Genomic DNA, 26,324 nt, shown 5'->3' with positions numbered 1-26,324 from the left:
GCAAGATGGAAAATAAGGTGAATTCTTTTCCGCAGGCACTGACTTTGGCTGGTACGGATTCAGGCGGTGGTGCTGGGATCATGGCGGATTTGAAAACTATGCAGGCACGCCATGTATTTGGCACCGCGGTCGTAGTGGCTGTTACCGCGCAAAATACTTTAGGGGTTCAGCAATCACTTATGATCTCACGTGATATGATCGATGCACAGTGTAAGTCTTTGGCGGCGGACTTCGATATCAAAGCATGCAAGACGGGAATGCTGGGTGATGCTGCGCATGTTCATTATGTAGCAGAAGATTTGCGCAAATACGATTTCGGTCCACTAACGGTTGATCCGGTGATGATCGCTAAGGGCGGTGCGATCCTTTTGGAAGATGCAGCGATCGCCGTGGTCAAAAAAGAGTTGCTGCCGTTGGCGACAGTCGTGACACCTAATTTGCTGGAGGCTCAAAGGATAGTTGGTTATGAACTTCATGATAAAACTGATCTTTCCGGGGCAGCACGGGATATTCAGCAGATGGGTGCCAAAAATGTCATTATCAAGGGTGGGCATACCTCCGGAGACAACGTGGAAGATTATTTCTTATTTGCAGACGGTACCGATCTCTGGTTAAGCTCGCCTCGGATCCAGACCGAACGGACGCATGGCACAGGAGATACTTTGTCTTCATGTATTACTGCAGAACTTGCTAAAGGTACTCCGATCAAAGAGACGGTCCGGTTGGCTAAAAATTATTTGCAGGCCGCGATCGAAAATACGATCCAGGTCGGACACGGACATGGGCCGCTAAATCACTGGGCTTACGAGGAGGAACAAAATAATGGAACGGTTTGATGCAAGTATTTTACGAGCTTATTTTATTTGTGGCACACAAGATCTGCTCGTGGGCAAAACTTTGGAAACGACAGTTGGAGAAGCACTTAAAGCGGGGATCACAGCTTATCAATTTCGCGATAAAGGAAGCGGGTCTAAGCTGTCAGAACAACAGCGATTATCAATGGCTAAAAAATTACGGCAAATGTGTGCGGCTTATGATGTTCCATTCATCGTGGATGATGATCTGGGCTTAGCTAAAGCAGTCCAAGCGGACGGGATCCATGTGGGCCAATCAGACGAAGCAATAAGACAAGTGGTAGCGGATGTAGGCGATTCGATGTTTATCGGATTATCATGTTCAAATGAAGCAGAAATTAAGGCTGGGAATGATATTCCAGGTATTGCATATTATGGTTGCGGCCCGGCTTATACGACGGGGTCCAAAGATGATGCTTCTCCCGTGATCGGTTTAAGTGGATTAAAAAAATTAAACGAGCTGGCAACTAGACCCATAGTAGCGATCGGTGGGATCACTGAGGAAAATGTGTTTGCTGTAGCGCAGACTGGAGTTGCTGGCTCATCAGTGATCTCAATGATCGCGCAGAATTCGGATATCAAACGCGCGGTTCGAAAAATGCTGACTGTTGAATAAAAGAAGGACCGTGCGAGTTTTGCATACATTTGTGAAAGTATTAAACTCTTAACAATGATCGTTGTGATCATCAGGGGGCTTGTTTTATCTTGGACATTCAACTATGATCGAATTAGATAGTTTTGCAGTCGGAGTGATGAATTAGGGGGTCATCAAATGCAAAGAAAAGGTATGTTGTTGGTGGAGGTTTTGGGAGCTGCCGTATTGTTGGTCAGTTTTGGTTCAAAAAAAACTCAAGACCCAAAAAAGGATAGTACACCGCAGTCGGAAAAGGTCGCTAAGAAAAAGACAAGCTCGGCGAATTCCACGAGTAGCAGTTCTTCTAGCAGCTCATCGAGTAGTAGTTCTAGCAACAGTAGCTTAATGAACAGCAGTAGTTCGGCGAGCTCATCTTCTCAACAAGAAACAACCGGTATAAATGAATCTGGGATCGATGATACAGGCTTTAAGAAAACGCCTTTCCCGCGTCAGATGCAAGGAACCTGGTATGGCTGGGATAAATACAGCGATAGCATTAAGACGGTCACATTTGCAGATAACAAATGGACTTTGACAGGAGAAAGCGCAAAGACTACTTTTGCCTATGATACATCAGTCCGTACGGCTGAAGATAAAGCAGCCTTGGAAGATCCTGGTAGTCAACAAGTTGATCCTAACAAGCAAAATAAGTGGGCTGCTTTTTCAAAAAACAATTTTAGTGAGAGTCCGATCAGCCAAAATGGTCAACCTGTTGAGATCGTTAATCTGCGTGGGTGGTATCAAGGCGCGGGCGATGGCACTTATTACTACATTACGACAGTTGATGTTGATGGCCAACCGACCCAGGTTTTGACAGAGGCTTCCGGAGCAGGTATTTGGATGAGTATGCATTATTATCACACCAGACAACAGGCTGAAAGTCAAAGAGACGCGGGCATTAAGACGGATGTTAACCGAGATGGCGAAGGTTCAGATGACTATTGAGCGAATGATGAAGGGTGTTACTAGCAGTCAGCTGGTAGCATCCTTTTTAAATGGTGTTTCGTAAGTTAGTTGTTAAAGCATTGGGCAGTTTGATGGCCGATATTACTTCAATATTTGAATATGTCTGAGCAAGTCGGTCAAAGAAAGCCCCGCATTTGAACTTGTTGGCGCAAGTTGATCAAAGAAGCACCAGCATTTCAAATTGCCAGGCAAGGCCGATCAAATAAGAGCCCACATTTGAATTTGCCAGATCAAGTCTATGGAGGGGACTCCAGCAATTGCTCCTGCATGTTTTAAAAATTTGAGATTACGTAACTTTTCACCATTTAACTAGTTAAGTGGGTTATAATTATAGATGGTAAATTTAGAAGATGGAGTGTAGTATGGCTAAAAATAAAAAAAGTATTGAAAAAAAGGTCAATAGTTGGTTGACTGATCCTAAGACGTTTTTGTTGCTTGGTGTAATGGTGATCGTGATCGTCGTCGGATCGATGGTGTTTTCCGGCAATTTGGACAAGCGGTATTTGGATGACCAGGGCTGGAACTTGGAAATTAACGAAGGGTCTGAAAAAGTAAGGGTGAATGTATACTTTGATGGCAACAAGGCTTATGGATTTGTTCCGCGACAAACACATTTGTCAAAAAAACGAGCTTCTAAGGTTGCGTATGATAAGAAGCGGCATCAAGTAAGTGTTTACGGTTCTGGTTCTAAGATGACCTTTCGTATTGGTAAAAAGAAAAATGACCAGGTAGAAGGTTCGGTGACTTTCGGCAATAGCAGCGAGCAGTATTCTTATACAATGGTAAAAGATGATACTATCAATCTTAAGTAACTCCCGCTGGTCAATTTTTCCAAACCGCAAACTTTAACAATTTTGAAACCTGAATGTTAAAATTAGTGCATAAATAATGATTTTTCGTTGAGGAGGAGCAAAATGAAAAAAGCGACCTTTATTTCCAAAGTTAAAAATGGGCTGATCGTTTCATGTCAGGCCTTGCCGGGGGAACCTTTATATACAAAAGCTGGCGGGGTAATGCCCTTACTTGCGTTAGCGGCCAAAGAAGCTGGGGCTGTGGGGATCCGTGCTAATTCTGTGCGTGACATTACTGAGATCAAAAACACGGTCGATCTGCCGGTGATCGGGATCATCAAACGTGATTATCCGCCGGAAAAACCATACATTACTGCCACTATGAGGGAAGTCGATCAATTAATGGCAGTTGAGCCGGAAGTGATCGCCTTGGATTGTACTTTAAGACCGCGTTATGATGGTCAAACTGTTGCCGATTTTATTCAGCAAATAAAAAGTAAATACCCGGAGCAATTATTGATGGCGGATATTTCTACCCTTGAAGAAGGAATCAACGCTGCAAAAGCCGGAGTTGACTTTGTGGGAACGACTATGGCTGGATATACTGAAGAAAGTCCAGAACTTGACGGTCCTAATTTTTCACTCATCAAAAGTTTGGTAGAGCACGGTTTAGATGTGATCGCTGAAGGAAAGATCCGTACACCGCGACAAGCGCGGCAGGTACAAGACTTAGGTGTTACGGCTTTAGTCGTTGGTGGTGCGATCACTCGGCCAAAAGAGATCACAGAAAGATTTATTAAAGAATTGCATTTACATTAAAGATTAAGCTGATAAAATTAAATTATCATTAAAAGGCGTTGAAGAGAAGAGTAACTCGAGCAGCCGATCTAAAGAGAACGCGATCAGGTGAAAGCGCGTATCGGTCGGACGAGTGAAGATGAGCTCAGAGTCTGTTGGCTGTGCAAGCAGCAACACGGGACGGGACCGTTACCACTCGCGACTTTTGTTGGAGCAGAAGTTAGTAAGGTAGTCAGTGTGAACTGGCTATGAAAAAGGTGGTACCGCGCTAAAAGCGTCCTTTCAGAATTTTCTGGAGGGGCGCTTTTTTGCGCAACGAACTCGGCTCCGTCTCTTTTCTCACAAAAACATAAGGGGGAACACACATGCATAAAAAATTGTTTGCAACATTTGTGGCAACCACAGCACTGTTGTTAACTGCTTGCGGCAATAATCACGATTCACAAAAGGACGGTTCTGGTAAATATGCCGCTAAACAAGAACTTCACTGGACCGAGGCCTCAACGTTAGCAACTGCTGATTTGTCTAAAGCCACGGATACATTAGGCTTCAATACGCTGATGAATACTCAAGAGGGCTTGTATCGCTTAGATAAAAAGGGCAAGCCGCAACCTGCTTTGGCAATCAAGACAAAGAAATCTAACGATGGCAAAACTTACGATTTTACTTTGCGTAAGGGTGTCAAATGGTCGAACGGCGATCCAGTGACTGCTAAAGATTTTGTGTATTCCTGGCAGCGGACAGTCGACCCAAAGACTGCCTCGCAAGATGCCTTTTACTTTGATGGTGTACAAAATGCGACAGATATTTATAACGGCAAGAAGGATAAGTCGACATTGGGCATCAAGGCTATTGACGACCATCATTTGCAAGTTAATTTGGCTAAACCGGTTAGCTATTTTGACAAACTATTGGCCTGGCCGTTGTTTTATCCTTTAAATCAGAAAGTTGTTGAGAAATATGGTTCCAAGTATGGAACTCGCTCAAAGTATTTGGTTTCTAACGGACCTTTTAAACTAACAAAGTGGGATGGGACCGGCAAATCCTGGACTTTAGCTAAAAATAACTCATACTGGGATAAAAAGCATGTTCATTTGGACAAGATCACAGAGTTAGTGACTGAAAGCACGACAACAAGTTATAACATGTATAGTGCTAAAAAGGTCGATGAGACGTTGCTGAACGGGCAACAGGTCAAGGCTAATAAAAACAAGAAAGATTTTGTCAAACGTTTGCCAACCGCCACGACGCGCCTGGATTTAAACCAAAACAAGGTCCCAGCCTTTAAAAATAAGAAGATCAGACAGGCTTTTTCACTAGCGATCGATCGTAAACAGCTGACCGATAAAGTTTTACAAGATGGTTCTGAGCCGCTGAAAGGGTTTGTCCCTAGTCAAATTGGGCGACAACCCCCAAACAGGGCAACACTTCGAGGACGAAGCATACGTTAAAAAGGCAGTTTCCTTTGATCTGAAGAAAGCCAGAGCATTGTTAAAAGAAGGATATAAAGAAGAAAATATTAAGTCATTAAAGATAGATTTATTGACTTCGGATACTGATAGCAGCAAACAAGCCGCTGAATTTCTGCAAAGTAAGTTGGAAAGTTTGCCTGGCGTGAATATCACGGTATCTAAGGTGCCATTTGTCCAAATGATCTCCCGCCAAAGTGACAAAGATTATCAAATGACTGTTAAAACTTGGCAATCTGTTTTCGCGGACCCGATCAATTTCTTGGATGTTTTTGAATCGGATACAAGCTACAATACGTCTGGTTTCAAAAACAAAAAATTCGACAAATTGCTTGATCGATCAGAAAACGAATATGGTAACCAACCTGAAAAACGTTGGCAAAATCTAGTTCAAGCCGAAAAGATCTTAATGGACGACCAAGGCACGATCCCCTTATATCAAGTTGCTAAGTCGCAACTCTTACGTGAAAATGTCAAAGGGATCATCTTTAACCCGGCCGGCGTTCCTTATGATTGGAAAACAGCCTATATCAGTAATGAAAAATAGGAGGCAGCATGCATGGTAGAAATAGATACAAGCTATCTTGAAAAGCAATTTATCGATTATTGCCGTTACAATACGCGTTCTGATGCAAACAGTCAGACGATCCCGTCAACTCCTGGACAAGTTGACTTAGCTAAAAGGGTGGTCGAGGATCTAAAAAAATTAGGCTTGAAAGCTTGGTATAATGAGCAAACTGGTTTTGCCTTGGGTTATCTGCCAGGGAACAGTGACACACAAGTCACAGCTTTGGGATTTTTCGCTCATTTGGATACCGCAGATTATCCAGCAGAAAATGTCCGTCCACAGGTCCATCCGGATTATGATGGCAAAGATGTGGTGTTGAATGAGAAACAACAAATCATTTTGCGAGTTGCAGAATTTCCTGAGTTGAAAGAATTAGCAGGACAACGTTTGATCACGTCCGATGGTACCACTTTATTAGGTGCAGATGATAAAGCCGGGGTGGCTGGTTTACTGGCAGCACTGAAGGCTCTGACTATCCAACCTGATATTAAACACGCTCCGTTGTACGTCGCTTTTGGTCCGGATGAAGAGATCGGTCAAGGAGCTAAACGTTTTGATGAAACGGAATTTCCTGTCAAATTTGCTTATACTTTGGATAATGGTCAACCCGGGGATCTTGAATACGAAACTTTCAACGCGGCAGCAGCTACGATCGAGATCGAAGGTACACCGGTCCATCCAGGGGATGCCTACCATTTGATGGTCAACGCTTCATCGTTGGCACATGAATTCCTAGCCGGACTACCTAAGGATCAAGTACCCGAAAATAGCCAGGGACGTCAAGGGTTCACAATGGTGACCAGGCAGGAAAGTACGCCTGACCACGCTCATTTGGAATTGATCATTCGTGATTTTGATAAGCAGGCATTTGAAGGTAAAAAACAGTTATTGCGTGACCTAACAAGCCAGATCAATGTGCGTTATGCTCAAGACAGAGTCAAACTTGAACTTAACGAACAGTATGCAAATATCGGCGATGAGATCAAGAAAAATCCGAATATTATTGACCTAGCTTTGAAGGCTTACGATACGTTAGGATTGACTCCAAACATTGTTCCCTTCAGAGGCGGCACCGACGGCAACTTTTTGACAGATAAAGGCATTCCAACGCCTAATTTATTCAATGCCGGCCATAATTTCCATGGCAAATATGAATGTGTGACGGTCGAAGGGATGGAGTTGGTGGCCCGAGCGGTCATTGAGATCAGTAGAGAACACGCAAAAGAAAAATGAATCGTTTACTGAGAAGCCTCAGGCTGGATGATGATCTGGCTTGAAGCTTTTGGGGCTAAAGAGTAAAAATACTTAAGTTTGAAATTTATTGGTCAAGATGTCTATAATTGGGAATATGAAAAGTTTTGTATAATAAAGACCACGAAATAAAGTTTAATGTTAGCTGCAAGATGTAAAGGGGTTGGCAATTAATGGAAACTAAGATCAAACGGTTTTGGGATGATTTTGCGACAAAACACGGATTGACAGACGTGATCGAGCCTGAAGCATGGAGCTTTGGCACGGATGCTGATGCCTTGGCGGAATTGGTCAAACAGGGAGTCAAAACAGCGACGACATCTGGCTTTGAATTGTACGCGTTTGACAAAGATCCTTTGCCAAAAGTTGGTGAGTACAACATTATTTTGGACAGTCATGATAAACCGGTATGTGTAACAAAGACTAAAGTTGTCGAAGTTGTGCCATTTAAATACATTTCTGAAGAGCATGCTTATCATGAAGGTGAAGGCGATCGGAGCTATGATTACTGGCACCGAATACACGTTGACTTTTTTACAGAAGAGTATGCCTCCTACAATGCAACGTTTACTCCAGAATCTAAATGTGTGTGCGAGGTATTTGAATTAGTCGAATAAAGATTTGGAGGTAAGCTGATGCAATTTAAAACAAAAGATGATGTCAGACTTGAGTATGATGATATTGGTCAAGGACCAGCAGTTATGATCTTAAGCGGGATTGGCGGTAATCGGGTGATTTGGCGCGATCAAGTGTCAAAACTTGTGGACGCAGGTTACCGTGTGATCAATATCGATGCTCGAAATCAAGGTGCTGCCGAACATACAAAAAAGGGACTGCGGATCTCACGACACGCGATGGATCTGTGTGAGATCATAGAAGATTTAGACATTCAAAAACCGATCTTAATGGGGAATTCTATGGGGGCCTCAACTATTTTTGCCTATGCTTCGTTGTTTGGTACGCAAGATGTGGCTGCGATCATCGACGTTGATCAAAGTCCTAAGATGATCATTGAGCCAGGTTGGGAGTACGGATTCAAAGGGCAAGTGACTTGGGATAATTTTCCCGATATTTTAAAGGAACCATTTGGTAAGTCAACTTATCACAAATTAAGTGATGAGACTTATGCGGCAAATAAGAAAGCTCAAAAGGAGCATCCGTATGACCCAGCGTTGAATTTGCCATTTTTACAAGACCATGCTTTTCAGGATTGGCGCGATGTGATCGCTGAATTTACATGCCCGTTTTTAATTTTGGCTGGAGAAAAGTCGCCTTTCTTCGATCATCACTTTGCTCCAGTGGTTGCGGGTTTGGCAGCACAAGGAGAGTATCAGGTCATTAAAGATAGCGGGCATATCGTGATGGCCGAGCAGCCCGAAGCCTTTAACGCAGGCTTGTTCAAATTTTTGAAAGAAAACAACTTATAAGTCATTAAAATTAAGGTCAAACATGTTCGGTTGTAGCAAACTGGCATGTTTTTTATTTTTTTGCCCAAAAATGTGCTGTAGGGAGGCATACTAAAAGATAAGGTGAGCCGTTAGTTCGGGTAAGTAGTGGCTCAAAACAGTGAAGAGAGCCACTGATTCGGTCAAGTAATGGCTCAGACAGAGAAGATGAGCCAGTGATTCGTGTAAGTAGCGGCTCAAAACGGTAAAGAGAGCCGCTGATTCGGTCAAGTAATGGCCCAAACAGAGAAGATGAGCCAGTGATTCGTGTAAGTAGTGGCTCAAAACATTAAAGAGAGCCACTGATTCGCTCGAGTAATGGCTCAAACAGAGAAGATGGGCCAGTGATTCGTGTAAGTAGTGGTTCAAAAAGTCAAAGAAAGCCATAACTCAGTACGATCAACGGCTCTACTCGTATGCAACTCGACATAAACTGACATACAATTGTACTACCTTGCTGCTGTTATTGGGCAAATCAGAGCCAGCGAAATTTTTAGTGCGGTTGTAATTTACTTTTTGATATAATTATTTGGGATACGAAAGTGAGGGTGAAGATAATGCAGACAAAAAGTCCATATATCGTTTACCAAGCGAAAGGAAAGCAGACTCAGATGTTATTTATGGACACGGTCTTGTTAATTTTAAGTGTAAGCTTGTTGTATCTTGGACAGCAGGGGGCTAATAGCGTTTATTTAGTGAGTGGTATCAGTGGAATGGTGCTTTTCGGGTGTTTGCTTTTGTTTTTATTACGGCGATTTGTTAGGGGAAAAGTCTTACTGAAAGTTACGAAAGAAGGCTTTTATGATTATTCCAGCTGGAGTTCGGCAGGGAATTTGATCAAGTGGTCGAATGTGGGGTCGCTAAGCGAAGGGCTTGCTGGAGGACAAACGTTTATTAGTGTGAAATTAACTAACGAAACTGAATACCTGGCAAGTTTGCCTCCATACAAACGTTTGTTGGTCCAGGCAAATATAAAATTAACGGATAGTCCGATTAAGATCAATTTACAGACAGCGAGATTTGCAACTAGTCATGAGGTGCTTGATGTCATAGAAACTTATCTCCAATAAAAATATTGCAAAAAAGGTAATTTTTCCCTTAATTGAAAACGAATTCAAAAAAATGTAGGTTTAGCTTAGATTTTTGTGGTATACTTAAGATTCTAAATAAATCTGGAGGTGTTCGACCTATGAAAATTGCCGTTTTAGCGGGTGGACGCAGTACCGAGCGGAATGTTTCAATTTCAAGTGGTTATCGGATCACAAATGCTTTACGTGAGAAAGGCCAGCAAGCAACTTTTATCGACCTATTTCTTGGTTACGATCTACCAGCAGGCGCAGATGCCGGATCAGTTTTTGAGGATGCCAATACGAGCAAGGACCTGCATATCTCAGACGCGATCCTCACTGATGACGACATTAATGCCCTGCGTGAAGATGGTTCGACCGAGTTATTCGGGCCTAATGTTTTAGAGATCTGTAAGGCTGCAGATATTGTTTTCTTGGCATTGCATGGAGGCGATGGAGAAAATGGTAAGGTGCAGGCTGTCTTGGATCTTAATAATATTCGTTTTACTGGGAGTGGTTCAACTGCCAGTGGTATATGTATGAACAAAGTTTATAGCAAGGAATTAATGTTATACAACAATATTCAGACTGCTGCTTTTGTCGAGATCAAACGTGATCAGGGTTCAAAAGGGCATCAATTACCGTTTGACTATCCTGTAGTTGTTAAACCAACTTCAGGAGGTTCATCTGTCGGAACTCACATCGTTCATGATGATACCGAGCTGGAACAAAGTTTGGCTGATGTTTTCCGCTTTGATAATAGTGCGATCATCGAAGAATTTATTGGCGGTCGTGAATTTTCCTTGGGTGTTGTTAACGGCTATGCTTTCCCAGCGGTTGAGATCAAAGTTCATGACGGCTGGTATGATTTTGAGCATAAGTTCCAAGAGGGCTACACAGATTTCATTACTCCGCCAGAAGATCTAGACCCAGAAGTTCATGATGAAATGAAGCGAGTAGCCGTCGAGACGATGGACGCTTTAGCTTTGCAAAATTACGGTCGAATCGATTTCTTTACTAATGATCGTGGTGTTTGGGTCATTGAAGGCAATAATTTGCCAGGAATGACACCACTTTCCTTGTTGCCCCAAGAAGCTGAAAATGATGGTGTACCATATGGGGATCTAGTTGAAGATATCGTGCAAGGTAAGATGAAGATCTACGATGAAGGTATGAGCAACTAAGGGTTTTTCGAATACTTAAATATAAAAAGCGCGCAATTCCCAATTGCACGCTTTTTATTTTGAAGCTCTAAAATAATAGCTAGATCTGAATACCTATTCGAACGCCAACATTTATTTCATTTTTACCTGTTGAAGTATTTCAAAGTGTGAGTTTGCGTTGACCATTCAATTTGGGTCAGACCGGCGTTCATTGGTTCATTTAAGGAAGTTAGGTCTTCTATACCTAAAACTAACGCCAGTATCAGTTTGATCGTGTAGCCATGGCTAACTAGTAGTATTTGTGAATCATTGGGAAGTTTACCTGTGACTTCATCAAAAAAACTCTGGAGACGTTGTTTTGCTTGCGGGTGAGTTTCACCGTGAGAATATTTTTGCGATCCATCTAGCAGATTGTGATTTTCATCGAAGAATTGGGCATAGTCCAGCCACAATTGCTCAGTTTTTTTGCCATCCCACAAGCCATAATCAAATTCGCGTAAACGCCAATCATATGTAATAGTCGCTTGCGGAGCAACGATCGCTGCAGTTTGAGCAGCTCGCAGCAATGGACTGGCAAATACCCGCTCAAATTTTTGGTCGTTAAGTTTAGCAGCTGCTTGTTGAGCTTGTACTTGGCCTTTTACGGTCAATGCGGTGTTGACTGCAGCTCCTTGCATAATATTTTGCGAATTAGCAATACTTTGCCCGTGCCGGACAATGTAAAATGTTGACATGTAGACCCCTCCATATTTTATATGAACATTATAGCGATTTTTTAAAAATGATGATAGTGTGTCTATATAGAGCGTTTGACTAGCTATTTGCTTTGAGGTCTGGTAAATTAATAAGGAACATGCATTAACTTGTGGATGTTTGTTTTATTTTAAGAATGGTATTGATTTAAAGGTTTTATAGTATTGAAGGAGAGAATAAAGCTATGATGCCGGAAAAATTACAAATCGAAAATGGATTTAATTTTAGAGAGTTAGGCGGCTATCAAACTGCGGATGGTCGTTTTGTGAAAAAACGTAAATTGATTCGTTCAGCTGCACTGAATGATTTATCAAAACGAGATCTGACCTACTTAGATGACTACGGCCTACGTTATGATATCGATTTTCGCTCACCGAGTGAAAAAGAAAGACGGCCGGATCGGGTACCCGCCCAAGCAGCTTATCATTTCGCGCCGGTTTTTACCGTCGATGAAACTAAGAGTCAATCAGATGACCGCCAACAAGATGATCGTTTGTTGACACAACGCAATGCTGGCTTTAAGCAAATGTTGGATGCCTATAATGACATTGTGTTGTCTGATAATGCGAAAAAGGCGTACCGTGAGTTTTTTGATTTATTACTAGCTAATGATGGCGAAAATGAATCGGTTATTTTTCATTGTTCAGCTGGAAAAGATCGCACAGGAATGGGAGCTGTTTATGCATTGACAGCATTAGGTGTTGATCAAGAAACGATCCGGGCAGATTACTTGCTCTCTAACGAATTTTTAAGGGAACGAAAGTCATTTAAGCCTGACTCTGATCGAGTACCAGTCAAGCAGCAAAATGAGATCTATTCTGGAAATATTCGTGCATTGAGTTCTGTTTCCGAGAAATATTTAGAATGCGCATTGGGAACGATGCAACGTGAGTATGGAGATCTACCTCACTATTTGGAAACTGAATTAGGGGTCACAAAGCAACAAAGAAAAGATTTGCAAAAGATATATTTGGAAGATCGGTGAAGCAGGGGGCAAGCGAAAGCGGGCCTCCTTTTTCAAAAAATTTTTGGGGGACACCACGTCTTTTCTAGGGTGGATCAGGGTTTTTGTAGGAGTTAGCTTAGTGGCTGAGCTTAGGGCAAATAAACTCAACCGCTTAAAAGTCAGGGAAGAGAAGCATTGGTATTACTGAAATGAGTACCAGTGGTTTTATTCTAGTGAACCTATGGAGGTGGCCACATGAAAATTTTATTCTGTTTAGAAAATTTAAAAATGGATGGTGCGCACCGGGCAACCATTGTTGTTGGTAATTATTTATCAAAAATCTATGATGTTTCATTTTATTCATTGTCTACGATCGAGTCATATTTTGAATTAGAAGCACCTTTGTTTGTCGCAAAGCACCCGTTTGATACTGGTAAAAGTTATCGTGGCGATGATCCGTGGACTGATTTTGACCAGCAGATCACTGACTTGATCAAAGTTATCAAAGAGGATCGTTTTGATGCCGTTGTTTTGACAGCTGGTACTTTAACGAGTTTTGCACCATTTATCAGGAAAGCATGTCCAGATGTGATCCAGTTAGCTTGGATGCATAATAATTTCAAAACCTATATGGATCAATATTATAAGGATATGCAGCCGGAATTTCAGTCGGGTTTGAAGTCCGTTGATACCATCATTGCTTTGACGCAATCAGATGCTGACCAGTTTGTTATGTTTAACCGAAATACTGTCCGTTTGTATAATCCTTTGACTTTGGAATCCGAACAACCAGCGGACCTAGATAGAAAAGTTATCTCAATGGTTTGTCGGATGGATATCGCGCATAAGGGACTAGATCTGATGGTAGATGTGGGCGAATTATTACCTGACCCCTGGCAGATCCACGTGGCCGGTACCGGGGCAGATGAAGGCCAGGTCCAGCAAATGATTGACGATAAGGGACTGCAGAATAAAGTTATTTTACGCGGTTCTTTGACCGACGAGCAACTTCAGAAACATTATAGTGATTCTTCGATTTTTCTGTTGACTTCACGGTGGGAAGGATTGCCTCTTGTCGTTGGAGAAGCAATGACATTTGGCTTGCCGATCGTAGCTACTTTTAATACGGGGACTGATGAATATCTTCAAGATAGCCGGTATGGACGTTTGGCAGAATTTGATAAAGATTCTGTCATAGATGCGTTAACACCTTTATTGAAAAGCCATAAGCAGCGGGAGCTTTGGGGAAAAACATCACTGGAACGTTCCCAAGAATTTGGTGGTGAACGGATCATTGAACAGTGGGTCCGTTTGTTGGAAATGCTAAGTGGTCGCAAAAAAGAAAAAGTATGATAGTATAATACTAGAATTTAGTTAATAATTATTAGACATAAGACTTTGCAATCTTTTATCTTATGACGTAGGTTTTTTTGTTAGTAAATAAAAAAGGCTGCTTGTTGATAGTTAGTTTGTTAGTTAATTCAGAGAAATGTTACCTGATATTATTTTTAGTGTTATGCTTAACTTATTTTCTAAGGAAAAACTTTGACTAACTTTTATTTAGTAAAGTGGCGGATAGTTGAATTAATCTAGGATAAGAGGGTGATCTTAGATCTATGTCGCAAAGTGTTGATTGGACTGTTAGACTGTTGGTAGCAGCATTGTGTGGGGCATTGATCGGATTTGAAAGGTCAAAATTAAGAAAAAGTGCGGGTATTCGGACGCATATGGTGGTCGCAGTCGCGTCGGCTTTGATCATGTTGGTTTCAAAATATGGCTTTTATGATATTTTGTCCACTACCAACATCGACTTGGATCCTTCGCGGATCGCTGCCCAGATAGTCAGCGGGATCAGTTTTATTGGTGCCGGGACGATCTTAGTCCGACGTTCTCAGATCAGCGGCTTGACTACTGCGGCGGGAGTTTGGGCGACAGCGGCAATCGGCATGTCCGTAGGTTCCGGAATGTACTTGATCAGTATTATCGCGACTATTTTGATCGTCTTGGTTCAAAAATATTTCCACGATGACTCACTGATCAATTCGTTGATGCGTAGCGTTCGTTTGCGGCTGCATATTGAGATCGAGCCTGGTGAGGGCGAGCAAAACCTTAGCCGACTCAAGGATTTTTTTGTAGAACAAGGGGTCACCGATACCTCATTTAGTTTATTAGCGATCAATGATAAAATGATCGTGTTAGAATCAGACGCTCTGATCAGTCATCAGTTTGATACGAATAGGTTTTTGCTTCGGCTGAAGCATTTGCCTGGCGTCCTTATGGTTCAAGTCTCAAATATGAAAGAATAGACAGACTCAACCATAGTCAGTAAGAGGAAAAACGACTTGGAGGAAATTTTTACATGTTAGAGAAGACAATTTATAGGAAACTTTTGAGTAACGCATTTGATATACCTGTTTCAGTCACATACTGGGGCGGAAAAACCGAGGATTACGGTCAGGGAACACCGGAGATTAAAGTTGAGATCCGGCAGGCATTTCCTTTGAAGGAACTGACCTCAGCTCCGACCCTAGTTTTGGGTGAAGCATATATGAATGGGGACCTTCTCATCGAAGGCGATCACGCTATTCAGAAGTTGGTGGCTTCGGCTTACCGGCAATCAGGCAGCTTTTTAAAGAAGAATTCGTTTCTAAAGCACCTTCCTAATATGTCTCATTCGAAATCGGACTCAAAAGAAGATATCCAAAGCCATTATGATATTGGTAATGACTTCTATGCCATGTGGCTTGATAAGACAATGACTTACTCTTGTGCTTATTTTCAGCATGAGGATGATACTTTGGAACAGGCTCAGTTAAACAAAGTCCATCATATCCTAAATAAATTGGATATTACTGATGGTGGCAGTTTGTTAGATATTGGTTCCGGTTGGGGAACGGTCTTATATATCGCGGCTGAAGAGTATGGAGTTCATGCCACTGGTGTAACTCTCAGCCAGGAACAATACAATTATACTAAACAACAGATCGCAAAACGCCATTTGGAAGATAAAGTCGATGTTTACATGGACGATTACCGTGACTTGGATGGTCAGTATGATTTTGTAACTTCTGTTGGGATGTTTGAACATGTTGGTAAAGAAAACTTAGCTGAGTATTTCCAAACGGTCAAAAGATTATTGAAGCCAAATGGTCGTGCTTTGATCCATGGGATCACTGGCCAGCATGAAGGTGCAGGAGTCGATCCATTTATCATCAAGTATATCTTCCCAGGTGGTTATATTCCTAACGTGGCTGAAAACTTGCAACACGTGATGGATTCTGAGCTGCAGTTGACTGACTTGGAACCATTACGTCGTCATTATCAAAAGACCTTAGAGCATTGGCAAAATAACTTTGCCGCTAATTATGATCTTGTCAGGGGACGTTATGGCCAAAAATTTGCTCGCATGTGGGATCTTTACTTGCAGGCTTGTGCTGCATCATTTGAAGCAGGAAATATCGACGTTATGCAATACTTGCTCATTAACGGAACAAGTGGTACTGGTACACCGATGACTCGTCAGTATATTTATGATGCTGATAACAAATAAATATTAAAAATATAAAGGCTGGAAATGGCAGAGTTTCCAGCCTTTTTTGAATCAAAAAAGCCGCTAACTTAGCTTAGACAACAAGTCAGCGGTTTTGGCAAATATAGTTTTAACCAGAAATAGTTACGAAAGTATTGTACTTCATGAATTTGTAGTGGAGACGCATCCGCGAAAATTCAAATGGTGTTCCATTGTTTAAAAAGAAGATACCCTCCATTACTCCGACTGGTTCGTTTGGGAGTAAGTGAAGTAGATCCTGGTCATATTTTGTAGACGGCTCGGCAAAAATCGAGAGAAATGACTTAGAAACAGTCTGCCCAAATGCTTGTTCAACATACGAAAAAATCGAGCCTTCAATTTTTTTGAGAGAAAGGCTAGGCAAGATCTTGATTGGAATGTAACCAGTTTCAATCATAAATGGTTGGTCATCGAAGAGTCGCAAACGGTCGATCTTATACACAAAGTCATCAGGCTTTAAAAAAAGATCACGCTGGATCTCTTCAGTTGGACGAATGACTTCAAAGTTCAATACTTTGATCTGAGGACTTTTACCATTCATTTCGAAATTGTCAGAAACACCTAGGTTAGAACTTTCTTCATAATTAAAGACGGATTCGTTTTTTAAGTATAGCGGATTAATAAATGTACCAGAGCCTCTTTTTTTAAAAATCACGCCGTCACTGGCCATCCTTGTCAATGCGCGTTTAATGGAGCTTCTGCTAACTGAGTAATATTCGGCCAATGAACGTTCGTCTGGCAAACGCATGGAAGGAAATTCCCTTGCAAAAATTTTTTTCTTCAGATCTGCAATGATCTGCTTATATACGAGTTCGGCCATGCTAGTCTCCTTTAAATAATTAAGTGAGCAAGACAAACACACAACGACTCTTTGTCTTACTCGTCCATATTTAAGTTTGCCACAAGTCTTTAAAATGAACAAGGATATAAGGAAAAAAAATGTTCTTACCAAACAAAGTTGAATCGGTGAGCATTATTGATACATCTTTCTTAGTGGCTTGTTGCTGAGTTCCGGTTTGAAATAGACGAGTTTGGTCTTTTGAGCCGTAGATCAGGGCGATGAATAGCTCATTTTGCCATTTTACGCCACAAGTCTAGCTGATAAATGGCTCATTTTATCGTTTTGCGCCATAAATCGAGCTAATGAGCGGCTCACTTTGCCATTTTGCGCCACAACTCAAGCTACTCAACGGCTCGCTTTCACAAGTATGCCTGACAAACGATGGAAAAACAGCTGCATGTTTCCTGGACTATATTGACAGGCAAAATTATTTTGTGGTGATCGTTTGGCAAACGTTCATGTCCTAGTGATCGATACTATCTGTATCTTTAACGGCGACGTCAAGTGACTTTTGTTAGTTTAAAATCGTCTCACTCTGGAATAAAATGAATGTTGTACAATGAATAATTCAAGTTTCCATTAAGTCTAGGCTTGAAGGAGTTTCATTTAGAGAAAATTTGCATATAATTAAGGTAAAAAAGATGGTGGGTGTAAAAGATGCGGTTATCAATAATATTAATTATTCTGTTACTTTGTTTAGTTGGCTTGTTGATGGTGATCAGTGCCGTGGGAATGAAAGAGAAGGACGCGGTTGCAGTGCGGGCCATATTTTTCGTGCTCGGGATCGGCTGTATAGCAATCGGCTTGTATGTTCTATTTGAGGTATATTTGCCGCAACATAGCGCTTTGTCAGCTTTCAGCGTAAATATTTTGCCGCGAAAATTTGCTTAAACACCCCTTTAGTTGAGTCTTAATGTATAATAAAAATAAAGTTTAAATGCTAGGAGAACCGTAGATGAAAAAAGTAGAACATGATCAATCACAACAGCCCCGCTTTAAAGAATTTTTATCCAAACAATTTGATCTTTTTCAACAAAAACAACAGATCTTTATCGACTATTTAAACGTGCCTCAGCCTCTGAGTGCTTGCATTCAAGAAGTTGCACATGATGCCGGGATGTACGCTGCGATGGATCTTTTGTCAAATGCCCAGGGGCGGATCGACAGTAATGGTTCCTTTACTTTAAAAGATGAGGATACTCATGAGATCGATATGTTACATGACCACTTGTTAGATTTTATTTCCAAGCAGATCTTTCCCAATTTTGACGAGCGCTTGATCGATATTCAATCTGATGAATATGGGGATCTGATCGAAAATGGGTATAATGGTGGACTTGAAGCGATTTTGAATCAAGGATAGTCTGCGTTTCAAGCAGATTTTAAGAGCAGTGATGCTCTTTTTATGATAGAATAAAGCGAACTAACGTTTGAAAATGGACTGGGGGAAACAAAATGCGTTTTTTACATACAGCAGACTGGCATATCGGCAAAAAGTTGCACGGTTTTGACTTACTGGCCGAGCAAAAAGATGCTTTTAGTCAAATTAAACAGATCGCTGCAGAGCAAAAAGTTGATGCGATCGTTATTGCTGGTGATCTTTATGACCGGGCCATTGCAAGTGAGGATTCTGTGGCTGTGTTAAATGAGATGCTAAAAGAGTTGAATTTGCAAGAAAATTATCCTTTACTGGCAATTAGCGGCAATCATGATTCGGCGATCCGGTTGGAAACTGGTAGTGACTGGTATCAGGCAACAAAGTTTTATCTTAAAACAAAATTTGCTGATGCTTTTGAACCTGTCACTTTACAGGATACGCAGTTTTTTATGTTGCCGTATTTTCAACCTCAAATGGCGCGAAACTATTTTCAAGATGAGTCACTGAAAAATTTATCCGAGATCATGAAAAAAGTCGTAGCTAACATGGAGCAGCAATTTGACCCAGCCAAAAAGCAAGTTTTGGTCGCTCATTTTTTTGCTGCGGGCAGTTCGCATACTGATTCAGAAACAATGCTTGAAGTAGGTGGACTAAACCCAGTCCCGGTTGATTTATTAGAAAAGTTTGACTATGTGGCATTAGGCCATTTGCATGATAAAAATGCTATTAAACATCCCTTCATTCACTATGCAGGCTCGCCCGTCAAATTCTCGACCAGTGAAGCACAGACACAAAAAGGAGTTTGGATCGTTGATACCGATCCTTACCAAGCAACTTGGTTCCCATTAGAACCGCTCAACGATATTCACGTTTTAGAGAAATCCTTTGCTGAGTTGACTGCCCCTAAACTATACCGGCATATTCCGAAAGATGATTATGTAGCAGTCCGTTTGACAGATCGGGCAGTGATCGATGATGTCATGAACAAACTAAGACATTATTATCCACGCATAATTTCGCTTGCACGCGTCAATGGTCGTGAAAGTTTAGTAGCTGAAGAAAATAATGATACACAGGTCAACTTAGATCCACTGAAATTATTTGAGAGTTTTTTTGAAAAAATGACAGACGAAAAGCCAACTCAACTCCAAAAACAGATCGTGCAGGAGAGCTTTGACGAATTGCAGAAGGGAGATACTTATGAAACCAATTAAACTTCACATGCAAAACTTTGGACCGTATGTTGATGAAGTCGTTGATTTTAGTGATTTTTTCGATGCGCCAGTCTTTTTGATCAGTGGAAAAACAGGGACAGGAAAAACAACGATTTTTGATGCCATGTGTTTCGCGTTATTCGGTCGAACTTCTGGCGGCGAGCGGGGAGCTGAGGAAATGCGGTCTGATTTTGCGAGCGACCAGGACTCGACCGAAGTCAGTTTTACCTTCGAAGAACAGCAAAAGACCTACCAGATCACTCGTTCACCCAAACAAACGGTCGCTTCCAAACGCGGCACCGGACAAACTGAGCGTGCGGCTAAAGTCTCTTTGATCTACCGAGATCCGGCGGGTGAAAAACGTGAGATCGATAAGATAAACCAAGCAAATCGTTTTATCAATGATTTGCTGAACCTAACAGCTGAGCAATTTTCTCAAATCGTTTTGTTACCGCAAGGACAATTCCGCAACTTTTTATCGGCTGATAGTAATGATAAGGAAACTGTTTTACGGGAATTATTTGGCACTGAATTTTATCAGCGTTTTGTCGAAAATATTAAGGAGCGTACTAAAGAAAGAAGAAACGCTGCCAAGCAGCAATTTGAACGTCTTCGTGACTTGCAAAAAAGCGCTAATTTCAACGAACCAGAAAATGTAGATCCTGAACAACCGGTCATGGATTGGTTAGAGCTGCTGGAAGAACGGATCAAATATCAAAAAGTAGAGATAAAAAAATACCAAGCCGAGAATGAGAAATATGATCGAGAAAAAACAAAATTAGATCGCTTGTATCAAACACAAAAAAGTTTGCTAGAGGACCAAAATAAGTTAGTGCAGTACCAGCAAGAAGCTAAGCAACTGCAAGAAAGAGGTCCTGAGATCAAGCAACTCAGACAACGGTTGGAAGATTTAGAGTGGGCAGACAAGCAACAGGGGTCCTTAAAAGATTTTAGTGATTCCGCCGAGCAGTTAAAAAAGCTGCAGGCAAAACAGGACAGTGAAAAACAAAAACAAGCTCAATTAAAACAGGCTGTCGCGCAAAATGAGCAAAAACAGGCTGAGCTGACGGCAAATGAAGCACAGATCATTGAATTCCAAAGTCAAACTGAACGTCTGAAAGATAAGGTCGATCTATACCGAGAAGTTGAACAGATCCAGCATGGACAAAGAAAACTCATAACAAAGGTCAACTTAGCACAACAAAAGCTGCAGACTGCTCAAAAAGACTTGGCGGCAAGCAAAAAACAACAACAGCAGTTGAATAAAAGTCTGGCAAGCTATGAAGACTTGCATCAACAAGCACTTAATTTGCAAGAACAAAAAGATCGTGTCAATAACTTAGAGCAACATTTGCAAGAACTGCAGCGGTCTATTGAAAAAAAGGAAAAGACTAACAGAGAGGTCGCAGGATTAAAAAAAGAGCACGGTAAATTAGAGAAAGAAGCAAGGCTTGCTGAGAATAAATATAAGGATTTGGATTCACGATATGCGGCTGATCAGATCGTTAGTTTGGCTGCTCGCTTAAAACCTGGAACTCCTTGCCCATTGTGTGGTTCGGTGGAACATCCCCATCCTGCATCTGGCGTGGCGGTTGCGGAAACTGTCACCAAGCACCAGGTCCAGGTTGCACAAAAAGCTGCTCAAGAAAAAATGGCGTCTGCTAATACTAAGCAAGGTACTCTTTTTGAACGTAGTCACTATTTAGAACAGCAGACTAATGAAATTAAGGAACAGCAAACAAAGTTAGCTGGAAAGCTTGCATTAGCGGCGGATTCAGGTTTAGATAATGTAATTCATGCAATAGAAGAGAAACGTCAGAAATTAAGTGAGGCGCAGCAGACCCAAGCCAAACGTCAGGCAAAAAATGACGAAATGAAGCAACAATTGGCAAGACTGCAAGAACAGCAACCACAACTAGAGACTAAGGAAAAGACAGTAGAAAATGAATTCAACCAAGTGCAGATCGACAAGGAAAAGCTGCAGACAGAATATGAGCAAAAACAGGCTCAGTTGCCACAGGGGTATGCGTCTAGTGAAGAGCTGAAACAGCAATTGGCTTCTTGGCAAGAAAAGATCTCTACCCATCAACAAGGAAAAGAACGGGTTCAAAAACAACGAACTAAGCTCAGTTCTGATCTAGCTGGAGTCGAATCTGGGTTAAAAGAAAGAGCCGAACAGCAAGTTGAAATAAATGAAAAACATACTAAAGTACGGCGACAGTTAGAACAGGCCTGTGTCGCTTATAGTCAGGAAATGAAGATCGAGCAACTTAAAGCTTTATGTGGCCATTTGGGGGATATTAGTTCGATTCGTGAGCAGATCCGAGACTATGAGCAAAAGCTCACCGTCAATCAAACGGCCCGAAAGCAATTAGGGCAACGTATCGCGGGACAGGCTCGTCCCCAAATATCTGAGACTGAAGAAAAGATCCAACAACTGCTCGCCAAACAAAGTGAATTGTATACAAAACGCAGCTCTGCCGATCATTTGTGTCACCAAAATCAGGAAACTTACCAAAAAGTTGCTTCGATTTGGCAGCAATATCAAAATGATCTGGCCAGAGACCAGCAGTTGGATCAACTGGCTGACGTTGTTTCAGGTAAAGGTAAATTGAAACTTAATATTGAAAGATACGTCTTACAAAGCTATTTCAAGCGTGTTTTGGAAGTTGCCAACCAGCGTTTTGCCGAATTGACTGGTGGACGATATAGCTTTGCTTTGGACGAAAATGGGGGGAGCTATGCCTCCAACACCGGTTTAGAGCTGAACATCTATGATGATAATGCCGGCAAGGTCCGTTCGGTGCACACCTTATCAGGCGGTGAAAGTTTTATTGCTGCTTTGTGTTTAGCCTTAGCTTTAGGCGAGGTAGTTTCAGCGCAAGCGGGTGGTGTCAGTGTTGAAGCACTTTTCGTCGATGAAGGCTTTGGCTCGCTAGATACTGACAGCCTTCAAGTTGCTTTGGATGCTTTACGTGCGATCGAAGGTGAAAATCGGTTGATAGGTATTATCAGCCATGTAACTGAACTGCGGACTGAAATACCTGATCAGCTGCATGTTTTGTCGACTAATGGACGTTCTTCTATTAAATATGAGCATGAATTTGAACAGTGATATGAGTTGGAATTTTATCAGTGTAAAGGGATCGGTTATGGAGTATAAAACGCATTTAGTATCGACGATCGTCTTAGGCTTACCGCTGATGGCAAGCGGAGGACAAGTCGGTGTCTTGAATATTGGGATGCTTAGTCTTGGGAGTTTGTTGCCTGATATTGATCACCCGCGGTCATTTTTAGGCAAAAGAAATAAGATCGCTAGTGGATTGACAAATAAGGCTTTTGGCCACCGAAAGGCGACACACTCTTTAGTCGCCTTAGTGATCGTTTATTGGCTGATGAGTATCTTTGCAGCACATTATTTAACAACAAGCGGGAGTTTTACTCCTTTTTGGTTAACTTTTGGTTACCTATGCCATTTGATCGAAGATAGTTTCTCGAAAGATGGTGTCAATTGGTTGTGGCCTAAACAAAGGAAAGTTAAACACGGCAACCAACAACTTCTCTTTTACAAAACTGGTAGTTTGGGTGAATACTTAGTTCTTGGCTTGGTGATCTGTTTGTTACTGATTGAAGTTCGCCTGCTATGGATCGGTCAACTTGATCATTTGTTAGCGGGCAAATATCTGATTACGGTCCAGTCTTGGCTGTCCTCTGTGGATCGATTTTTACCTTTTCTTAATTGAGAATAAGGTTGTATAAGCGGAAGTATGTATTTTGATAGACTTTTCTTTTTAACTGGTGCTACAATAACAATGTGGCAGTAGATTTTTAAAAATTACAAATGTGAAATCTTTTAACAGTGAGAAGGAGGCGAGATTTATGCTCAGAAAACAGGAAATGTTAGTCACCGTTGCTGAAAATTTGAGAGAGCACGGCATTAAAAATACGCCGCAGCGTCAGGTTATTCTGGCATATTTAATGACCTCACACGAGCACCCATCGATCGACATGATATATGAGCACGTGCGCCAAAGTGGCTTTAGCGTAAGTTTAGCTACCGTTTATAATACACTTGAATTATTGCAAGCTAATAAATTGATCACTGAAGTTGCTTCGGATAATAGTGGGCATATGCGTTACGATTATTTGGACAAACCTCACTATCATGTGATCTGTGTTTCTTGTAATAAGATCGTGGATGTTTTTGACGATTCTTTCAAACGATTAGAACAAAAGTCTGCAGATGAGACTGGCTATCAGATCTATAATAGTCAGTATGAAGTTTATGGACTTTGTCCTGACTGTCAGGCTAAACAGCAAAAAGCACAGGGTTAAATGCCTATTGACTTTTGAGTCGTGATAGCATAGGATTATTTAATAATGCACTGAAGTAACACAGTAGAGACTTAGGCACTAGTTTAGAGAGCTGATGGTTGCTGTAAATCAGTCTATCCTAAGAACTTGAATTACATTACGGAGCAAATTCGGTTGATCCCGTTACAGATGTTTAAGGTGACTGCACTAAAGCAGTAATCTGGGTGGTAACGCGGAAAATTCGTCCCTGATGTCTAAATGGCATCGGGGACTTTTTTGTTTCAAACGATTTAGTTGTAAAATGTAAGTTTAAGGTGTTTTGAACTTCGGTTTGGCGAGAAGTTATAGATGGAGAGAGGAAGGCAAGTATGCAAAATATTATTGATGAATTAAAATGGCGTGGCGCTATCAATCAAGTAACAGACGAAGAAGGCTTGTATAATTTAGTTAACGACAAGTCGATCGGCTTATATTGTGGGACGGACCCTACTGGGGATAGTTTGCACATTGGTCATTTGATCCCTTTCATGATGCTGAAAAGATTTCAAATGGCAGGGCATCGAGCACATATCATTATTGGTGGAGGAACAGGTTCGATCGGTGATCCATCTGGTCGTACTTCAGAACGGAGCTTGCAGTCGATGGAAACTGTTCATCATAACGAGGAAGCTTTGACGGCACAAATGAAAAAGCTTTTTGGTGCCGATAATATTACGGTAGTCAATAATTATGATTGGTTGTCTAAGATCGACCTACTTAGTTTTTTACGTGACTACGGTAAATTATTTAATCTCAATACGATGCTTAATAAAGAAGTAGTGGCAACTCGTTTGGAAGCGGGGATCTCTTTTACTGAGTTTACTTATCAGATCTTGCAGTCCGTTGATTTCCATCATTTATGGAAAGAACATGATGTTCAATTACAAATTGGTGGCGCTGATCAATGGGGTAATATCACTAGTGGTATCGACCTGATCCATAAAATGGAAGGTCAAGAAGCACAGGCTTATGGATTGACTATTCCTTTGATGGTGAAAGCCGATGGGACTAAATTTGGTAAGACTGCTGGTGGTGCTATTTGGTTGGATCCTAAGAAGACTACGCCATATGAGTTTTATCAATTTTGGTTGAATCAAGACGACCGTGATGTTGTGAAATATTTGAAGTACTTTACATTTTTGTCACGAGCAGAAATTGATGATCTGGAGGAAAAGGTCAAGACGCAGCCAGAGAAACGTGAGGCACAGCGAAAATTGGCTGAGGAAGTTACGGAATTTGTGCATGGTAAAGCTGCTGTGGAACAGGCAGAGCGCATTTCGCAGGCTTTGTTTTCCGGTGATGTCAAGACATTGACCGCTGATGATATCGAGCAGGGCTTTAAGAACATGCCTTCTGTTGAATGCACAAGCGAACCAACCAATATAGTTGACTGGTTAGTTGGTACAGGCATTGAAAAATCTAAACGTCAAGCACGTGAGGATGTCAACAATGGGGCGATCCGGATCAATGGTGAACGGATCAGAGATGTTTCTTATGTGATCGACCCTTCCGCAATGTTTGGTGGGCGGTTTGTGATCGCTAAACTGGGCAAAAAGCGTTATTTCTTGGCCAATGTTAAGTAAGACTGTACACATGTGAATTTAAATCATAAAAGACTCTACCTTTGACAGGCTATTTTGTCGGAGGTAGATCTTTTTTAAAGAATGATACTTTGAGTCGCAGATGTGTTCTATTAAGAAATCGATAGTTGGGTAATATGTGTCTTTAAAACGTGATGCTCAGGATTTAGAATTAAAAAAGGAGCCAGCTCTTGATTGTCTTATACTTAGATATTATTGTGTTGATTTATGTTGTTCCGACTCCGCATTTTTAGTTTAGCCGGATAATTTTTTAGAAAGTTTTTTTGATGATTTCTGAAAGCGTATCGTGCAAGAAAACGATTGATTTTTAGTTAAATCCTTATTTTTTATGTTTTTTGGTGTATGTAAGTTCGTAAATTGCTTGTTCGAGTGGAATCTAGTTTTACTTTGTGCTGAAATCTGCAGTTGACGTATTAAGAATTAACTTGTATATTTATATATGCTGATTGATTAGATATTAGGCTTTTGATTTTCTCTGTGGGGCGTTAAATTTCTGAAGAGTCATTTGGAAATTGGCTTGACATTTTTCTTGAGCATGATAGACTGATAGAGTTGTCGTTGTGGCAACACAGCAAGTAATAAGTAAGTAGATCTTTGAAAACTGAACAAAGTTTCGACAAATCAAATGTGTGAGGTCGCTTATCCTAGTGATAAGTGCAAACAA

At 41.3% G+C, this 26,324-nt stretch carries 23 protein-coding genes, 1 pseudogene and 1 other annotated feature; of the genes and pseudogenes, 22 read left to right on the top strand and 2 right to left on the bottom strand.

The genetic code is table 11. The annotated features are described in order from the left end of the window. The first annotated feature begins 5 nt into the window (after positions 1-5). The 11 genes and pseudogenes from thiD to AC3XNE_RS01070 all read left to right on the top strand — a co-directional run bounded on the left by thiD (position 6) and on the right by AC3XNE_RS01070 (position 11,027). Positions 6-836, top strand: coding sequence for a bifunctional hydroxymethylpyrimidine kinase/phosphomethylpyrimidine kinase (gene thiD, locus AC3XNE_RS01120; protein ID WP_489832415.1), 831 nt, complete (start codon positions 6-8; stop codon positions 834-836). Continuing rightward, on the top strand, positions 823-1,470 hold the full coding sequence (thiE, locus tag AC3XNE_RS01115; RefSeq protein ID WP_489832414.1) for a thiamine phosphate synthase: 648 nt from the start codon (positions 823-825) through the stop codon (positions 1,468-1,470). The genes thiD and thiE overlap by 14 nt, the downstream gene beginning before the upstream one ends. Positions 1,471-1,626: 156 nt before the next feature. Further along, entirely contained in the window at positions 1,627-2,433 is an 807-nt protein-coding gene (locus AC3XNE_RS01110; protein WP_489832413.1) for a hypothetical protein, read from the top strand. Between the two features lie 383 nt (positions 2,434-2,816). After that, complete coding sequence (locus AC3XNE_RS01105) at positions 2,817-3,266, top strand: hypothetical protein (RefSeq protein WP_489832412.1); 450 nt, start codon at positions 2,817-2,819, stop codon at positions 3,264-3,266. A 102-nt stretch (positions 3,267-3,368) separates the two neighbouring features. Continuing rightward, complete coding sequence (locus AC3XNE_RS01100) at positions 3,369-4,064, top strand: N-acetylmannosamine-6-phosphate 2-epimerase (protein WP_489832411.1); 696 nt, start codon at positions 3,369-3,371, stop codon at positions 4,062-4,064. Between the two features lie 344 nt (positions 4,065-4,408). After that, positions 4,409-6,059: pseudogene (locus AC3XNE_RS01095) on the top strand (peptide ABC transporter substrate-binding protein). A gap of 12 nt (positions 6,060-6,071) precedes the next feature. Further along, positions 6,072-7,313 (top strand): peptidase T, encoded by a 1,242-nt coding sequence (pepT, locus tag AC3XNE_RS01090; RefSeq protein ID WP_489832410.1) that lies wholly within the window; start codon positions 6,072-6,074, stop codon positions 7,311-7,313. A 191-nt stretch (positions 7,314-7,504) separates the two neighbouring features. Continuing rightward, positions 7,505-7,948, top strand: a complete 444-nt coding sequence (locus AC3XNE_RS01085; RefSeq protein WP_489832409.1) for an ASCH domain-containing protein — start codon at positions 7,505-7,507, stop codon at positions 7,946-7,948. 18 nt (positions 7,949-7,966) lie between these two features. Then, positions 7,967-8,758: an alpha/beta fold hydrolase gene (locus AC3XNE_RS01080; RefSeq protein ID WP_489832408.1), complete on the top strand. Its 792-nt coding sequence runs from the start codon at positions 7,967-7,969 to the stop codon at positions 8,756-8,758. 575 nt (positions 8,759-9,333) lie between these two features. Continuing rightward, on the top strand, positions 9,334-9,846 hold the full coding sequence (locus AC3XNE_RS01075; protein WP_489832407.1) for an STM3941 family protein: 513 nt from the start codon (positions 9,334-9,336) through the stop codon (positions 9,844-9,846). 119 nt (positions 9,847-9,965) lie between these two features. Then, a complete protein-coding gene (locus AC3XNE_RS01070; protein WP_489832406.1) occupies positions 9,966-11,027 on the top strand; it encodes a D-alanine--D-alanine ligase family protein in 1,062 nt (353 codons plus the stop codon). A gap of 122 nt (positions 11,028-11,149) precedes the next feature. Here AC3XNE_RS01070 and AC3XNE_RS01065 read toward each other — a convergent pair whose 3' ends face one another. Then, a complete protein-coding gene (locus AC3XNE_RS01065) occupies positions 11,150-11,740 on the bottom strand; it encodes a histidine phosphatase family protein (RefSeq protein WP_489832405.1) in 591 nt (196 codons plus the stop codon). Positions 11,741-11,943: 203 nt separating this feature from the next. On the opposite strand from AC3XNE_RS01065, the gene AC3XNE_RS01060 reads away from it, so the two are divergent. The 4 genes from AC3XNE_RS01060 (at position 11,944) to AC3XNE_RS01045 (ending at position 16,255) form a co-directional block, all read left to right on the top strand. Next, the gene (locus AC3XNE_RS01060) at positions 11,944-12,744 is read left to right on the top strand and encodes a tyrosine-protein phosphatase (RefSeq protein WP_489832404.1); all 801 of its coding nucleotides are present in this window, start codon (positions 11,944-11,946) and stop codon (positions 12,742-12,744) included. A 216-nt stretch (positions 12,745-12,960) separates the two neighbouring features. Continuing rightward, the gene (locus tag AC3XNE_RS01055) at positions 12,961-14,058 is read left to right on the top strand and encodes a glycosyltransferase (protein WP_489832403.1); all 1,098 of its coding nucleotides are present in this window, start codon (positions 12,961-12,963) and stop codon (positions 14,056-14,058) included. 263 nt (positions 14,059-14,321) lie between these two features. Continuing rightward, complete coding sequence (locus tag AC3XNE_RS01050; protein ID WP_489832402.1) at positions 14,322-15,011, top strand: MgtC/SapB family protein; 690 nt, start codon at positions 14,322-14,324, stop codon at positions 15,009-15,011. Between the two features lie 53 nt (positions 15,012-15,064). Beyond that, on the top strand, positions 15,065-16,255 hold the full coding sequence (locus tag AC3XNE_RS01045) for a class I SAM-dependent methyltransferase (protein WP_489832401.1): 1,191 nt from the start codon (positions 15,065-15,067) through the stop codon (positions 16,253-16,255). Positions 16,256-16,364: 109 nt separating this feature from the next. Here the strand turns inward: AC3XNE_RS01045 and AC3XNE_RS01040 are convergent, their stop codons facing one another. Continuing rightward, a complete protein-coding gene (locus AC3XNE_RS01040; protein WP_489832399.1) occupies positions 16,365-17,093 on the bottom strand; it encodes a GntR family transcriptional regulator in 729 nt (242 codons plus the stop codon). Positions 17,094-17,771: 678 nt separating this feature from the next. Between AC3XNE_RS01040 and AC3XNE_RS01035 the strand changes: the two genes are divergently transcribed. The 7 genes from AC3XNE_RS01035 (at position 17,772) to tyrS (ending at position 25,642) form a co-directional block, all read left to right on the top strand. Beyond that, entirely contained in the window at positions 17,772-18,005 is a 234-nt protein-coding gene (locus AC3XNE_RS01035; protein WP_489832398.1) for a hypothetical protein, read from the top strand. A 64-nt stretch (positions 18,006-18,069) separates the two neighbouring features. Continuing rightward, complete coding sequence (locus AC3XNE_RS01030; protein ID WP_489832397.1) at positions 18,070-18,477, top strand: hypothetical protein; 408 nt, start codon at positions 18,070-18,072, stop codon at positions 18,475-18,477. Between the two features lie 92 nt (positions 18,478-18,569). After that, positions 18,570-19,706 (top strand): exonuclease SbcCD subunit D, encoded by a 1,137-nt coding sequence (locus AC3XNE_RS01025; RefSeq protein ID WP_489832396.1) that lies wholly within the window; start codon positions 18,570-18,572, stop codon positions 19,704-19,706. Further along, on the top strand, positions 19,693-22,821 hold the full coding sequence (locus AC3XNE_RS01020) for an AAA family ATPase (protein ID WP_489832394.1): 3,129 nt from the start codon (positions 19,693-19,695) through the stop codon (positions 22,819-22,821). Before AC3XNE_RS01025 ends, AC3XNE_RS01020 begins: the two co-directional genes overlap by 14 nt. A gap of 37 nt (positions 22,822-22,858) precedes the next feature. Beyond that, on the top strand, positions 22,859-23,449 hold the full coding sequence (locus AC3XNE_RS01015) for a metal-dependent hydrolase (RefSeq protein ID WP_489832393.1): 591 nt from the start codon (positions 22,859-22,861) through the stop codon (positions 23,447-23,449). Positions 23,450-23,585: 136 nt separating this feature from the next. Beyond that, a complete protein-coding gene (locus tag AC3XNE_RS01010) occupies positions 23,586-24,041 on the top strand; it encodes a Fur family transcriptional regulator (protein WP_489832392.1) in 456 nt (151 codons plus the stop codon). A gap of 41 nt (positions 24,042-24,082) precedes the next feature. Continuing rightward, positions 24,083-24,272 (top strand) — a binding site (T-box leader). A gap of 116 nt (positions 24,273-24,388) precedes the next feature. Further along, positions 24,389-25,642, top strand: a complete 1,254-nt coding sequence (gene tyrS, locus AC3XNE_RS01005; RefSeq protein WP_489832390.1) for a tyrosine--tRNA ligase — start codon at positions 24,389-24,391, stop codon at positions 25,640-25,642. Positions 25,643-26,324: the final 682 nt, after the last annotated feature.

It is taken from the genome of Ligilactobacillus sp. JN-6 (Y).1 (genome assembly GCF_058111525.1).
The sequence above is the reverse complement of the archived record's forward strand: the minus strand, read 5'-3'. Positions and strand labels throughout refer to the sequence as shown.

Coding starts and splice junctions, on each gene's coding strand:
- thiD (WP_489832415.1), top strand. CDS start 6: ATGGAAAATAAGGTGAATTCTTTTCCGCAGGCACTGACTTTGGCTGGT.
- thiE (WP_489832414.1), top strand. CDS start 823: ATGGAACGGTTTGATGCAAGTATTTTACGAGCTTATTTTATTTGTGGC.
- AC3XNE_RS01110 (WP_489832413.1), top strand. CDS start 1,627: ATGCAAAGAAAAGGTATGTTGTTGGTGGAGGTTTTGGGAGCTGCCGTA.
- AC3XNE_RS01105 (WP_489832412.1), top strand. CDS start 2,817: ATGGCTAAAAATAAAAAAAGTATTGAAAAAAAGGTCAATAGTTGGTTG.
- AC3XNE_RS01100 (WP_489832411.1), top strand. CDS start 3,369: ATGAAAAAAGCGACCTTTATTTCCAAAGTTAAAAATGGGCTGATCGTT.
- pepT (WP_489832410.1), top strand. CDS start 6,072: ATGGTAGAAATAGATACAAGCTATCTTGAAAAGCAATTTATCGATTAT.
- AC3XNE_RS01085 (WP_489832409.1), top strand. CDS start 7,505: ATGGAAACTAAGATCAAACGGTTTTGGGATGATTTTGCGACAAAACAC.
- AC3XNE_RS01080 (WP_489832408.1), top strand. CDS start 7,967: ATGCAATTTAAAACAAAAGATGATGTCAGACTTGAGTATGATGATATT.
- AC3XNE_RS01075 (WP_489832407.1), top strand. CDS start 9,334: ATGCAGACAAAAAGTCCATATATCGTTTACCAAGCGAAAGGAAAGCAG.
- AC3XNE_RS01070 (WP_489832406.1), top strand. CDS start 9,966: ATGAAAATTGCCGTTTTAGCGGGTGGACGCAGTACCGAGCGGAATGTT.
- AC3XNE_RS01065 (WP_489832405.1), bottom strand. CDS start 11,740: ATGTCAACATTTTACATTGTCCGGCACGGGCAAAGTATTGCTAATTCG.
- AC3XNE_RS01060 (WP_489832404.1), top strand. CDS start 11,944: ATGATGCCGGAAAAATTACAAATCGAAAATGGATTTAATTTTAGAGAG.
- AC3XNE_RS01055 (WP_489832403.1), top strand. CDS start 12,961: ATGAAAATTTTATTCTGTTTAGAAAATTTAAAAATGGATGGTGCGCAC.
- AC3XNE_RS01050 (WP_489832402.1), top strand. CDS start 14,322: ATGTCGCAAAGTGTTGATTGGACTGTTAGACTGTTGGTAGCAGCATTG.
- AC3XNE_RS01045 (WP_489832401.1), top strand. CDS start 15,065: ATGTTAGAGAAGACAATTTATAGGAAACTTTTGAGTAACGCATTTGAT.
- AC3XNE_RS01040 (WP_489832399.1), bottom strand. CDS start 17,093: ATGGCCGAACTCGTATATAAGCAGATCATTGCAGATCTGAAGAAAAAA.
- AC3XNE_RS01035 (WP_489832398.1), top strand. CDS start 17,772: ATGCGGTTATCAATAATATTAATTATTCTGTTACTTTGTTTAGTTGGC.
- AC3XNE_RS01030 (WP_489832397.1), top strand. CDS start 18,070: ATGAAAAAAGTAGAACATGATCAATCACAACAGCCCCGCTTTAAAGAA.
- AC3XNE_RS01025 (WP_489832396.1), top strand. CDS start 18,570: ATGCGTTTTTTACATACAGCAGACTGGCATATCGGCAAAAAGTTGCAC.
- AC3XNE_RS01020 (WP_489832394.1), top strand. CDS start 19,693: ATGAAACCAATTAAACTTCACATGCAAAACTTTGGACCGTATGTTGAT.
- AC3XNE_RS01015 (WP_489832393.1), top strand. CDS start 22,859: ATGGAGTATAAAACGCATTTAGTATCGACGATCGTCTTAGGCTTACCG.
- AC3XNE_RS01010 (WP_489832392.1), top strand. CDS start 23,586: ATGCTCAGAAAACAGGAAATGTTAGTCACCGTTGCTGAAAATTTGAGA.
- tyrS (WP_489832390.1), top strand. CDS start 24,389: ATGCAAAATATTATTGATGAATTAAAATGGCGTGGCGCTATCAATCAA.